We start from the raw sequence: 12,796 nt of genomic DNA, 5'->3' as shown, positions 1-12,796 counted from the left end.
ATTTTAGTCTAAAATTATCCTCACGCCCGCGCGGCGTCAGCTGGCGTAGCTGTCGCCCTCTTCATCCAGAATGAGGCGCAATTCCTCGAGGAAACGCGCATCCTGCGGCACCGGGTAATCCTCGATTTCCTGCGCGGTCTTTTCCGCCACCTCGTCGGATAGCACGTCCAGCGGCTGCCCGGTCTGCAGGGCGCGGATATAGGTCTCCGCGGCACGCTCGAAATAGTAGAGCCGGTTGAAGGTCTCGGCCACCGTATCGCCGATCACCATGACGCCATGGTTGCCCATGATCATCACCTTCTTCTTCGGATCGCTCATCAGCCGCGCACAGCGTGCGCCCTCGTCCTCGAAGGCCAGCCCGCCATAGCCCTCGTCGATGACATACCGATTGAAGAACATCGCGCAATTCTGCTCGATGGGCGGCAGGCGCTTGTCCTTCAGCGTCGCCAGCACGGTGGCGTGGACCGAATGCACATGCATGGCGCAGCGGGCATGGGCGCAGGCCTTGTGGATGCCGCCGTGCAGGCCCCAGGCGGTCGGGTCCGGCGCGTCGGGTCGGTTCATGCTTTCGGGATCGTTGGCGTCCATCAGAACCAGGTCCGACGCGCGGATGCGACTGAAGTGCTTGAGGCTCGGGTTGATCAGGAACTTCGAGCCGTCGTCGTTCACCGACAGGCTGAAGTGGTTGGCCACGCCCTCGTGCATGTTCATCCGCGCCGTCCAGCGGAAGGCGGCGGCAAGGTCGCAGCGCTCTTCCCAGTACTCGATGTTGGCTATGGCTTTGGGTGCGTTCATGGGGGCCTCCTGTTTGCCCGCGCATTGAGACAGCCCCCGCCACCGGAGTCAATCTGGGCCGGCCCGGTGAACGGACGCCATCGTCCCCTTGCGGCCCTTGTGGCAAGCTGTCACCCTGCGCGCATAACAAGAACACAGAACCGGACCGGAGGCCGTCATGCAGGATCAGACATCGGGATTGGAACTCGTCGTGCCCGAGGCGCCGGGGCCGGAAATGTTCGACACGCCGAAGGCAGCTGTGGACCGGCTCTGCGATCTCTACGACGCGGCGGCGGCCTTCCTGCGAGACAGGTTTCTCTGCGCCATGGCAGAGGGCCACCCGGGCGTGCGCATCCGCGCGTACTATCCGGAGGTGCGCATCACCACGACCAGCTTTGCCAAGACCGACAGCCGCCTGAGCTTCGGCCATGTGACGGCCCCGGGCAGTTACGCGACGACGGTGACACGGCCGCGCATGTTCCGGCACTATCTGGAACAGCAGATCGGACTGTTGATCGGCAACCACGGCGTGTCCGTGCAGGTGGGCCTGTCCGACACGCCGATGCCGGTGCATTTCGCCGTCGCCAACTTCCCGGACATTACCGTCCCGCATGAGGGGGCGGCGGATTTCGTGCTGCGCGACGTGTTCGACGTGCCGGACCTCGCCAGCACCAACGACGATATCGTCAACGGCGTGGCCGGGGCGGCGGCCGATGGCACGCTGCCGCTCGCGCCGTTCACCGCGCAGCGGGTGGATTACTCGCTGGCGCGGCTGGCCCATTACACCGCGACCGCGCCGTCGCACTTCCAGAACCACGTGCTGTTCACCAACTACCAGTTCTATGTCAGTGAATTCGAGGCCTATGCCCGCGCCATGCTGGCCGATCCCGCAAGCGGCTACACTTCCTTCGTCAGCACCGGCAACGCCGAGATAACCACGGCGGACGGGAGTCTTCCGGACGCGGCGCGGATGCCGCAAATGCCGACCTACCACCTCAAGAAACCGAACGGGGCGGGGATCACTTTGGTGAACATCGGCGTCGGACCGTCGAACGCCAAGACCGCGACGGACCACATCGCGGTGCTGCGCCCGCACGCCTGGCTGATGGTGGGGCATTGCGCCGGGCTCAGGAATTCGCAATCGCTGGGGGACTTCGTGCTGGCCCATGCCTACCTGCGCGAGGACAAGGTGCTCGACGACGATCTGCCGGTCTGGGTGCCGATTCCGGCGCTCGCGGAAATCCAGATCGCGCTGGAAGACGCGGTGGAGCAGGAGACGCAACTCGAGGGCTACGACCTCAAGCGGGTCATGCGGACCGGCACTGTGGCCAGCGTCGACAACCGCAACTGGGAGTTGCGCGACCACACCGGGCCGGTGCAGCGACTCAGCCAGTCGCGGGCGATCGCCCTCGACATGGAAAGCGCGACGATCGCGGCGAACGGTTTCCGCTTTCGCGTGCCTTATGGCACACTGCTTTGCGTCAGCGACAAGCCGCTGCATGGTGAATTGAAGCTTCCCGGCATGGCGTCTGAATTCTACCAGACGCAGGTGACACGCCACCTGCGCATAGGGATTCGCGCGATGGAAACCCTGTCCAAAATGCCGCTCGAGCGCATCCACAGCCGCAAATTGCGGTCTTTCGAGGAAACCGCCTTCCTTTGACGCCGGGGAAATTGCGTGAAAATGCCGTAAAACAGGGGTTTCGGGCCGCTAACAGTTGTGTTTGCCCGCTACATACGGTTTTAATGCGCGCCAGAGGCCCCAAAGGTGGGCAGTAAGGAGATAGAAAAAATGTCCAAGCCGATGACGAAAACCCAGCTGGTCGCTGCACTGGCAGAGAAAATGGACAGCGACAAGAAGACCGCGGGCGCGGCTCTGGATTCGCTGGTCGACATCATCACCTCGGAAGTGTCGGGCGGCGGCGCCGTGACCCTGCCGGGCGTGGGCAAGATCTACTGCCGCGAGCGTCCGGAGCGCATGGTGCGCAACCCCGCGACCGGCGAGCAGTTCAAGAAGGAAGCCGACAAGCAGGTCAAGATGACCATCGCGAAGGCCCTGAAGGACAGCGTCAACGGCTGATACCCTGTTACGATCGACAGGTTCGGAAGGGTCGCCCTCGGCGGCCCTTTTGCTTTCTGTGTGTTCGGACGCGGGCCGGGGACGGCGCTCGTCCTGACGGACATCGCCCCGCCCACCATCCCGCGGGTTTGCCTCCGGCGGGGATATTTGCGGCAAGAGGAAACGGGAAGGTCAGCAGTCCTGCAGGCGGCGCTTCTGGTTCCCGGCGTCGTCGAAGTTGGACGGATCGAGCCAGGCCGTGAAGCGGGCCTTGACCGCGGGCCATTCGCCATCGAGAACCGAGAACCAGGAAGTGTCGCGGTTCCGGCCCTTGTAGTGCATGGCCTGCCGCAAAGTGCCTTCGTAGGTGAAGCCGAGTCGCTCTGCCGCACGGCGGGATGGGCCATTGAGCGAGTCGCATTTCCACTCGTAGCGCCGGTAGCCGAGATCGTCGAAGGCGTGCGCCATCAACAGGAATTGCGCTTCTGTGGCGGCGGTGGTGCCTTGCAGGGCCGGGGCCAGGTGAATGAAGCCGACCTCGATGCGGCCCGACCAGAGCGCAATGCGCAGGTAGGAGAGAAAACCCACGGGTTTGCCGCCCACCAGCGCGGTGTAGTAGAGCGGGTCCTTGCTTTCGGCGGCCGCGTCGGTCCAGGCCTGCGCATCGGCGAGGTCGGTGAAGGGACCCCGCGGCAGGTAGGTCCAGCCGGATGGATCGGTGAAGGCTTCGAGGAAGCCCGCTGCGTGTTCCGGGACGAGCGGAACCAGCGTGACATGCCTGCCCTGCAGCACGCTGTGCGGCGGCGGCGGGCAGGGCACGCGGGAGGTCAGGGCCGGCCCGATGGGCTGGCCGTACTCGTTGAGGACCGGCTCCACAGGCTTAACCGAACACGCGGGTCAGGGCACCGTCGACAGCGTCGAGGATCTGGTCGATGTCGTCCTTCGTCGCAATGAGCGCTGGGGAGAAGCACAGCGTGTTATTGTAGCCGGGCACGGAGCGGTTCGTCGCACCGATGATGACGCCCTGCGCCATGCAGTCGCCGACGACCGCCTGTACCTTGGCTTCGGCGGCGGGGGTGCGGCTTTCGCGGTCGGAGACCAGCTCCGCGCCGAGGAAGAGACCCTTGCCGCGCACGTTGCCAATGATCTGGTGCTTGTCCTGCAACTCGCCAAGCTTGCCGAGCATGTAGTCGCCCATCTTCGTGGTGTTGCCGAGCAGGTCCTCGTCCTCGATGATACGCATGTTCTCCAGCGCGGCGGCGGGACCGGCGGTGCAGCCGCCGAAGGTGCTGATGTCGCGGAAGTAGTTCAGCGGATCGCTGGCGTCGTCCTTGAACAGGTCGAACACCGCCTCGGTGGTGGTCAGGCAGGCGATGGCGGCATAGCCCGACGCGACGCCCTTCGCCATCGTCACCATGTCCGGCTCGATGCCGTATTGCTGGTAGCCGAACCAGGTGCCGGTGCGCCCGACGCCACAGACCACCTCGTCGATATGCAGGAGGATGTCGTACTTGCGGCAAATCGCCTGCACCTTCTGCCAATAGCCGGCGGGGGGCGTGATGACGCCGCCGCCCGCGGTGACAGGCTCGAGGCAGAGCGCGCCGATGGTGTCCGGGCCTTCACGCAGGATCACCTGCTCGATCTGGTCCGCCGCCCATTCACCGTAGTTCTCGGTCGGCGCACCCTGGTCGGCGGCGCGATATTCGAGGCAGTGCGGGACGCGCACGAAGCCCGGTGCAAACGGCCCGTACTGCGCGTTGCGCTCGTCCTGACCGCCCGCCGACAGGCAGCCGATGGTGGTGCCGTGGTAGTCGCGGTCGCGGTAGAGGATCTTGTGCTTCCTGCCGCCGTAGCGTTTGTGGGCGATCTGGCGGACCATCTTGAAGGCCTTCTCGTTGGCCTCCGAACCGGAGTTGCAATAGTAGACGCGGCTCATGCCCGGCATCTTCTCGATCAGCTTCTCGGCGAACAGCGCGCCGGGAACGGAGCCCGCGGCGCCTGCGAAATAATTCAGCTTCATCAACTGGTCATAGACAGCTTTGGCGATCGACTCGCGGCCGTAGCCGACGTTCACCGTCCAGACGCCGCCGGAGACCGCATCGAGATGTTCCTTGCCCGCCTGATTCCAGACGCGCATGTCCTTGCCTTCGATGATGATGTTCGGGTCCTTGGTCTCGAAGGCCTTGTGCTGGACGAGATGGTGCCAGACGTGGGCCTTGTCGGCCTCGACGATGTGGCTCAGGTCGTTCTGGGAAAGCGTGCCGTCCATGAAATCATCTCCTTCGTGGCGCGGGAATTTGGATTGCCCGCAAGATAGCGGGTTTTGCCGGCACATCAGCCAGAAAAGCGGGCAGCCGATAGGGCCAGAGAGGGTGCGCGTGTATGGCCAGATACCAGGGCCTTTGAGTGTGGTGGTGAAGGAATGGATGCATTTTTTCTGGGTTTTCAGATCGTTGGAGGACCCTCGCGCAGGTTGGGGGCGCTGCCGCTGTCCATGGGCGAATGCCAAGCCTTTGAAAAATCGTTGATCGGTTGCCTGTTTTCCGGTCGGATCAGGCCAGAGCGCTTTCAAGGCGCCGGATCAGGGGGCTGTCCTCGGATGGCCGGAATGAACCTCGCGCCGGGTTTGTCCGGAGCGCAACAGGGGAAGACAAGACAATGACTTTCAAGACATCCTTGAAGACCGCCGTGGCCGGGATCGCGCTTCTGACCGGCGCACAGGCGGCGCTGGCCGAGAGCCATGGCGGCATCACCGTGGGCTATTTCCTCGAATGGCCGATGCCCTTCGAATACGCCAAGGTCGAGGGCATGTATGACGAGGCGCTCGGCATGCCGGTCAACTGGGTCAGCTTCGACACCGGCACCGCGATGAGCGCGGCGATGGCCTCGGGCGACGTGCAGCTGAGCGTGTCGCAGGGCGTGCCGCCCTTCGTTGTCGCAACCAGCGCCGGGCAGGACCTCCAGATCCTCGACGTGGCGGTGAGTTACTCGGACAACGACAACTGCGTCGTGCGCGAGGCGCTGGAGATCGACAAGGACAGCGCCGGGGAACTGGCGGGCAAGAAGGTTGCCGTGCCGCTCGGCACCGCCGCGCACTACGGGTTCCTCAAGCAGATGAACCATTTCGGGGTCGATCTCGCGTCGATGGAGATCGTCGACATGGCGCCGCCCGATGGCGCGGCGGCGATTGCGCAGGGCTCGGTGGACATGGCCTGCGGCTGGGGCGGCTCGCTTCGCCGGATGAAGGAGCACGGCAACGTGCTGCTGACCGGGGCGGAGAAGGAAGAGCTGGGCATCCTCGTGTTCGACGTGACCTCCGGCCCGGCGGGCTGGGTTGCGAACAACAGCGATACGGTGGCGAAGTTCCTCGCGGTCACGGCGAAAGCCAACGCCATGTGGGCGGATGAGGCAAACCGTGCGGAGATGCTGCCGGTGATCGCCAAAGACGCGGGCATGGACGAGGAGGCCACCATGGCGACCATCTCGACCTTCGTCTTCCCGACTGTGGAAGACCAGTTGTCGGCCAAGTGGCTCGGCGGCGGCGCGCAGGAGTTCATGAAGGGCGTGGCGGACGTGTTCGTCAACGCCGGCTCGATCGGCTCGGCCCTGGACAGCTATGCCGATCACGTGAACACCGGTCCGCTGCAAGCGGCGTCCGGGATGTGAGACGGCCGCGCGGCTCCCTTTCGGGGGCCGCGCAAATTCCGTGGACGGAATCTGCGAAAGCCGTCGACGGCTCTTGACCGCCCTTGTCGCGGTCTTGCCCGGACTTTCAGGGGGTACGCCTTGACCGAAACAGGCCTTTCCATCCAATCGCTGTCCATGCGATTCGACTTGCCGAACGGCTCGTCGGTGCAGGCACTCAAGGATGTCTCGCTCGACATTGCACAGGGCGAGCTTGTCAGCGTGCTCGGCCCGTCCGGCTGCGGCAAGACCACGCTTCTCAACATCGTCGCCGGCTTCCTCGCCCCGACCTCGGGCAGGATTACCCTGAACGGCCACCCGGTCAAAGGCCCGGACGCGGAGCGCGGCATGGTGTTCCAGCAGGGGGCCCTGTTCGAGTGGATGGACGTGCGCGCCAATGTCAGCTTCGGACCGCGCATGGCGGGCAAGTCCGAGCGCGAGTGGTCAGGGACGGTCGATCACCTGCTCGAGGTCGTCGGTCTGCGAGATTTCAAGGAAAAGGCCGTCTATGAGCTCTCCGGTGGCATGCAGCAGCGCGTGGCGCTGGCCCGTTGCCTCGCCAATGATCCGGACGTGATCCTGATGGACGAGCCTTTGGGCGCACTGGACGCGCTGACCCGGGAGAAGATGCAAAGCCTCGTGCTGAAGCTCTGGAAGGAGACCGGCAAGACGATCATCCTCATCACCCATTCGGTGGAGGAGGCTCTGCTCCTTGGCGAGCGGTTGATCGTCATGGCCCCGCGCCCGGGTCGCATCCATCGCGAGTACCGGCTTCCCTTCGCCGATCTCGGTGTGAATGCCGACCTGCGGCAGGTGAAGAAACACCCGGAGTTCGCCACGAGGCGCGAGGAGATTCTCGGCATGATCTGGGACATGGAAGAGGAAATCATGGGACGCGCGGAGGAGACCGCATGATCGTCCTCGGCCTCTATGTCCTGATCTTCGTCGCCGCCTTTTTCATCGTGAAGGTGGCCGTGCAGCGGAGCCTGCACGATTATACGTCGCTCAAGACCGTCACCTTCGGCGACGAAAGCGCGGTGCGACCGAACCGTATCGCCTCGGTGGTGTCGATCCTGGTCATATTCCTGCTCTGGGGCGCATTCACGGGTTCGAAACTGATCCCGTCTTTCCTGCACGCGCCGGGGCCGTTCCTCGGCGACGCCGTTTTCACCTACACCGCCACCGCGGATGGCGTGGAGCCGGACGACGCAACGGTGACCGTGCGGGTCTTCGAGGTCGGCACGGAGGTCACTGCGCCGGAGGTGGCGCCGGGCGAGGGGTGGGCGAAGAACGACAGCGACACGGTCGGGGCCTGGCGCTCCGGGCTGGTCCGGGTGGACAACAACGATGAGCTGGGCCGCGATCAGGGGCACAGGGTGGTTGCCGTCAATGGCACCCCCATCGCGCCGGGCGAAACCGTCAAGACGGACTTCGGCCAGGTGAGCATGAGCCAGAAAGGATCGCTCAATGTCGAGCCGGCAAAGGGCTGGCAGATGGAGCCGATCTGGCTGCCGGCACCGGAGACAGTGGTCTCACGCTTCTTCCAACTCTGGAACGAAGGGTTCCGGGGCACCCCGCTCTGGGCGCATCTCGGCTGGTCGCTGCTGCGGGTACTCGAAGGTTTCCTGCTGGGGGCGCTGGTCGGCATCCCGCTCGGCTATGCCATGGGGCTGTCGGACTGGTTCCGCGGCTGGTTCGACCCCATCGTCGAGTTCATGCGCCCGGTGCCGCCGCTGGCGCTGATCCCGCTGGTCATCCTCTGGGCGGGTATCGGGGAAGAAGGCAAGGTCATCCTGCTGTTCCTGGCCGCGCTCTGGATCATGGCCATCGCGGCACGGGCCGGCGTTTCGGGCGTGAACATCACCAAGGTCCACGCGGCCTATTCGCTGGGCGCAAGCAAGGCACAGATCATGCGGCACGTCATCGTGCCCAACTCGCTGCCGGAGATATTCACCGGGGCGCGGGTTGCCATGGGCGTGTGCTGGGGGACCGTGGTGGCCGCCGAGCTGGTGGCGGCCGAGGAAGGCGCGGGCATGATGATCATGGTCGCCTCCAAGTTTCAGAACACCGACATCGTCCTGCTCGGGATCATCCTCATCGGCGTCATCGGCTTCAGCATCGACGTTCTGATGCGGCTGGCGGAGAAGGCGCTGGTGCCGTGGAAGGGGCGAAGCTGACCCTTCGGCCCAGTCGCGGGCGGCCGGTGTGGTACGGTGAGTATTGTTGAAGAGAAGAAAGCCGGGACGTGGCGCGTTTCTCCGCACGCGGCACGCCGTTTGGTCCGCAAAGGTGCCTTCTGCGGCGGCGCGGCCTCTTCTTGTGGATGCATTTTGTCGGTATGATCCGGAGCAAAACCGGAGCAGATCCATGATCCCCGCAGACACCCTTGGCCGGTTCACCTCGGCCCTGCCGTTCTTCCTGTCGTTCACCCTGGTTCCGCTGCTCTGGACCGGGGCGCTCCTGGGCGGATGGTGGATCGTGCTGACCCCTCTGTGCACCTGGTACCTGTTCTCGGCCATCGACGTGCTGGTCGGGCTGAACAAGGAGAATGCCGATCCGCAGACCGGGGAGGAGCATCTCGGCTGGTACAAAGCCCTGACGCAGGTCTGGGTGCCGGTGCAGATGGTGACGCTGTTCGGTCTGATCACCTATGTCAGCGGGGCCGCGCACCTCGGAGGCTTGGAGCGGCTCGGGATTTTCTTCGGCGTCGGGGTGATGTCCGGGACCGTGGGGATCGTCTATGCCCACGAGCTGATGCATCAGAAGACCGCGCGGGAGCGCTGGCTCGGCGACATCCTCATGGCGATGGTCCTGTATTCGCATTTCCGCTCCGAGCATCTGCTGGTGCATCACCGGTATGTCGGCACGCCGCGCGATGCGGTCACGGCGCGGTACAACGAGGGGTTCCATCGCTTCTATCCGCGGGTGCTTCGGGAGAGTTTGCTGTCGTCCTTTCAGGCGGAGAAAGACATGCTGGCGCGCAGGGGGCGCTCGTGGCGCGATCGAAGCAATCCTTTCTGGCGGTACTGGGGCTTGCAGCTGGCCATGCTGGCGCTGGCGTTTTCCCTTGGCGGATGGGTTGGTCTCGGGCTCTTCGTGGTGCAGGCAGGGGTGGCGATCTGGCAGCTGGAAGTCGTGAATTACGTCGAACATTACGGGCTGACACGCAAGCACCTTGGCGATGGCAAGTACGAGCACGTCCTGCCGCGCCACTCGTGGAACGCGGCGCACCGGGCGACCAACTGGCTGATGATCAACCTACAGCGCCATTCGGACCATCACTACAAGCCGGACCGGCGGTTCCCGCTGCTCCAGACCTACTCCGAACAGGAGGCCCCGCAATTGCCCTTCGGCTATCCGCTGATGGGGCTGAGCGCGATGGTTCCCCCCCTCTGGCGCCGGGTGATGAACCCGAAGGTGCGGGCGTGGCGCAAGCGGTATTACCCGGAAATCGAGGATTGGTCGGATTACAACAAGGGCCGCACGCCATTGCCACGATAAGGGTCTGAACGCCTGACTGGCCGCCGTGATGGTCAGTGCGATGCGCGCTTGATCGCGGGTGGGCGTGTGTTTTACGATCCTGCCATTCTCTTGCGGAGCGCCGGCATATTTTCAAGGCGTGTCGTGGGATGCCAAACCGGCCTCCCGTCCGCACCGATTGCAGGAAAAAACATGACACGTCTGTCTTTCATGATACCCGTTCTGCTTGTCACAGCCTCCGCCGCACAGTCCGAGACCGTGACGTTCGACTATTCTCTCAATCTGACCCGGACCGTCGTGGATGTCACGCCCGGGTCAGGAACTAGCAGCACCTCAGGCCTGTTTCCCCTTGCCCTGGACGCGTTCGACAGCGGCCTAGGGGCGCTGAACTTCGCACGGATCACCGTCCATGTGGATTACGCGATGACCTGGATGCTCGACGACGCGGGAACCGGGGCGTCCGGCACCTCGTTTGCCTCGCTGACGACCGGGTTCGATGGCTTCACCATCATCGCCAACACCCAGACGGTTTCCGTGTCCTGCAACGCCAGCACGTTTTCGCCGCCGACCTGCCCGCAGAGCGACACGCTCGATTTTCACAGAACCGGGACGCGGACCTACTCGGCAGCCGCCTGGGACACGGCATACGCGGCCTCCAACATGCTGACCGGACAATTCAGCCTGTCCAGCACGCTCACCTCCGGGAGCCGTCTGAGCACCATGATCGACACGGCGTATGATGCGCCGGTGTTCAGTGGCTTCAATGACGGCATCTGGTCGGCGGTCCTGACCTACGACTACACGCCGTCGCAGGTGCCGCTGCCCGCTGCGGGCGGGCTGCTGCTGGCCGGACTTGGCGGCATCGCGGCTTTGCGGCGGCGCAGGGGGTGAGAATGATTTTAGTCTAAAATCATCCTTACCGTCACGCGTGGTCGCACCCTGCGCAAGGCGGGGTGACATTCTGCGCTTGCAAAGGTAAAGGGGCGTCAAAACACGACCTTTGACATGAGGATTCCCATGACCACGCAGGTTTTCGGCCACAAGAGCCCCGACACCGACAGCACCGGCAGCCCGATCATCTGGGCCTGGTATCTCAATGAAATCAAGGGCGAGGCCGCCAAGCCCGTGCTTCTCGGTGAGCCGAACACCGAAGCGGCCTTCGTGCTGACCCGCTGGAACCTCGACAAGCCGGAGATCATCTCCGACGTGGCCGAGGGCGCGCCGGTGGTCATCGTCGACACCAACAACCCCGCCGAACTGCCGGCCTCGATCAACAGCGCCGACATCCGCGCGATCATCGACCACCACAAGCTGGTCGGCGGTCTCGAGACCAAGGGTCCGATCGACATCACCGTGCGCCCGCTGGCCTGCACCGCGACGATCATGCTCGACCTGATGGGCGACGATGCGGCGAAGATGCCGGAAGCGATGAAGGGGGCTGCGCTGTCCTGCATCCTCTCCGACACGCTGGAATTCCGCTCGCCGACCACCACGGCGCATGACAAGGCCGTGGCCGAGAAACTCGCGGCCGATCTCGGTGTGTCGATCCCGGATTATGCTGCCGAGCTGTTTGCGGCGAAGTCGGACGTCTCCGCCTTCTCCGACGCGGAGCTGATCCGCATGGACTCCAAGGAATACGAGGTCGGTGGCACCAAGTTCCGCGTCTCCGTGCTCGAGACGACCGCGCCGTCGATCCCGCTGGACCGCAAGGCCAGCCTGATGGAGAGCTTCAAGACCGTCTGCGCCGAGGACGGCTGCGACGAGGTCCTGCTGTTCGTCGTCGACATCATCAAGGAAGAAGCCACGCTGCTCGTGCCGAACGACCTGGTGAAGACCGTGGCGGAGAAGAGCTTTGGTGCGAGCGTGTCCGGCGATACCGTCGTCCTGCCGGGCATCATGAGCCGCAAGAAGCAGATCATTCCGAATCTCAAGGTCTGATCTGTCGCCGGAATGCGCCTGCGGCGCATGCGGGGGCTTTGCCCCCACGGCCCTTCGAGCCTCCCCCAGGGGTATTGAGACCAAGAAGAACAAGGGGTCGGCGCATCAGCGGCGGCCCTTTTCCTACGCGATGAAGGGGAGCGGTTTGCCCAAGGTGACACCTTCGGGGCTTATGCCGCAGTTGAAGCAGAGGATTTCGACGCCGGTGGCACGGGCTTTTGTGCAGGCTTCGGTGTAGGCCGGGTCGATGTCCGAGGCGAGGGTGACTTCGGCGCAGTCGGTACGCTGAACGAGGTAGAGCATGACGGCACGGTGGCCGGTCTGCGCCATGGTGGCCAGTTCGTGCAGGTGTTTGGTGCCGCGTGCCGTGACGCTGTCGGGGAACTCGGCAAGGCCGGGCTTGCGGGAGAGGGTGACGGATTTGACCTCGACATAAGCGTCAGGTCGGCCCGCGCCGGTCAGCAGGAAGTCGATGCGGGAGTTTTCACCGTATTTCACTTCCGGGCGAACGAGATCATAGCCGTCCAGTCCCGGGACTTCGCCCGCCATCAGGGCAGCCTTCAGCATGCGGTTCGGCACGCCCGTGTCGACGCCGGTGAAGTGGCCGCCGCCGTGGTCCACCAGCCGCCAGGCGTATTTCAGTTTCTTGCGGGGATCGTCATTCGGCTCCAGCCAGATCTTCAGCCCTTCGTCCTTCAGTCCCAGCATGGAGCCGGGATTGGCGACATGGGCGGTGATCTCCGTTCCATCCGCCAGCAGGCAATCGGCCAGGAAGCGTTTGTAACGACGCAGCAGCGTGGCGGGGATCAGTTCGGATTGAAAGCGCATGAAGAGGGGCTATACCGTGGGGCGACACCGCGC

12 protein-coding genes are annotated in these 12,796 nt (G+C 64.2%); 8 read left to right on the top strand and 4 right to left on the bottom strand.

Features of this window, described 5'->3' with window-relative positions:
- Positions 1 to 36: 36 nt before the first annotated feature.
- Positions 37 to 795: a class II aldolase and adducin N-terminal domain-containing protein gene (locus ACP159_RS11535; RefSeq protein ID WP_425099865.1), complete on the bottom strand. Its 759-nt coding sequence runs from the start codon at positions 793 to 795 to the stop codon at positions 37 to 39.
- 157 nt (positions 796 to 952) lie between these two features.
- On the opposite strand from ACP159_RS11535, the gene ACP159_RS11530 reads away from it, so the two are divergent.
- Both ACP159_RS11530 and ACP159_RS11525 read left to right on the top strand, forming a co-directional pair.
- Positions 953 to 2,437, top strand: coding sequence for an AMP nucleosidase (locus tag ACP159_RS11530; RefSeq protein ID WP_425099864.1), 1,485 nt, complete (start codon positions 953 to 955; stop codon positions 2,435 to 2,437).
- 129 nt (positions 2,438 to 2,566) lie between these two features.
- A complete protein-coding gene (locus ACP159_RS11525; protein WP_425099863.1) occupies positions 2,567 to 2,854 on the top strand; it encodes an HU family DNA-binding protein in 288 nt (95 codons plus the stop codon).
- 171 nt (positions 2,855 to 3,025) lie between these two features.
- On the opposite strand, the gene ACP159_RS11520 is transcribed toward ACP159_RS11525, so the two are convergent.
- Complete coding sequence (locus ACP159_RS11520) at positions 3,026 to 3,709, bottom strand: GNAT family N-acetyltransferase (RefSeq protein WP_425099862.1); 684 nt, start codon at positions 3,707 to 3,709, stop codon at positions 3,026 to 3,028.
- Positions 3,710 to 3,713: 4 nt separating this feature from the next.
- Positions 3,714 to 5,102 carry an aspartate aminotransferase family protein gene (locus tag ACP159_RS11515; RefSeq protein ID WP_425099861.1) on the bottom strand — a complete coding sequence of 463 codons (1,389 nt, stop codon included), beginning with the start codon at positions 5,100 to 5,102 and terminating at the stop codon, positions 3,714 to 3,716.
- A gap of 389 nt (positions 5,103 to 5,491) precedes the next feature.
- Between ACP159_RS11515 and ACP159_RS11510 the strand changes: the two genes are divergently transcribed.
- The 6 genes from ACP159_RS11510 to ACP159_RS11485 all read left to right on the top strand — a co-directional run bounded on the left by ACP159_RS11510 (position 5,492) and on the right by ACP159_RS11485 (position 11,935).
- Positions 5,492 to 6,499: an ABC transporter substrate-binding protein gene (locus tag ACP159_RS11510; RefSeq protein WP_425099860.1), complete on the top strand. Its 1,008-nt coding sequence runs from the start codon at positions 5,492 to 5,494 to the stop codon at positions 6,497 to 6,499.
- Positions 6,500 to 6,655: 156 nt separating this feature from the next.
- Entirely contained in the window at positions 6,656 to 7,432 is a 777-nt protein-coding gene (locus ACP159_RS11505; RefSeq protein ID WP_425099859.1) for an ATP-binding cassette domain-containing protein, read from the top strand.
- A complete protein-coding gene (locus ACP159_RS11500) occupies positions 7,429 to 8,694 on the top strand; it encodes an ABC transporter permease (RefSeq protein ID WP_425099858.1) in 1,266 nt (421 codons plus the stop codon). Before ACP159_RS11505 ends, ACP159_RS11500 begins: the two co-directional genes overlap by 4 nt.
- Positions 8,695 to 8,884: 190 nt before the next feature.
- Positions 8,885 to 10,018, top strand: a complete 1,134-nt coding sequence (locus ACP159_RS11495) for an alkane 1-monooxygenase (RefSeq protein WP_425099857.1) — start codon at positions 8,885 to 8,887, stop codon at positions 10,016 to 10,018.
- 171 nt (positions 10,019 to 10,189) lie between these two features.
- Positions 10,190 to 10,888: a VPLPA-CTERM sorting domain-containing protein gene (locus ACP159_RS11490; protein WP_425099856.1), complete on the top strand. Its 699-nt coding sequence runs from the start codon at positions 10,190 to 10,192 to the stop codon at positions 10,886 to 10,888.
- Positions 10,889 to 11,014: 126 nt separating this feature from the next.
- On the top strand, positions 11,015 to 11,935 hold the full coding sequence (locus tag ACP159_RS11485) for a manganese-dependent inorganic pyrophosphatase (RefSeq protein WP_425099855.1): 921 nt from the start codon (positions 11,015 to 11,017) through the stop codon (positions 11,933 to 11,935).
- Positions 11,936 to 12,058: 123 nt separating this feature from the next.
- Here ACP159_RS11485 and sfsA read toward each other — a convergent pair whose 3' ends face one another.
- Positions 12,059 to 12,763 (bottom strand): DNA/RNA nuclease SfsA, encoded by a 705-nt coding sequence (gene sfsA / locus ACP159_RS11480; protein WP_425099854.1) that lies wholly within the window; start codon positions 12,761 to 12,763, stop codon positions 12,059 to 12,061.
- Positions 12,764 to 12,796: the final 33 nt, after the last annotated feature.

The organism is Tropicibacter sp. S64 (genome assembly GCF_049803835.1).
In the GTDB taxonomy this organism is placed as follows: Bacteria; Pseudomonadota; Alphaproteobacteria; order Rhodobacterales; family Rhodobacteraceae; genus Pacificoceanicola.
Note: the sequence above shows the minus strand (reverse complement) of the source record. Positions and strands in the feature narration are given on the sequence as shown.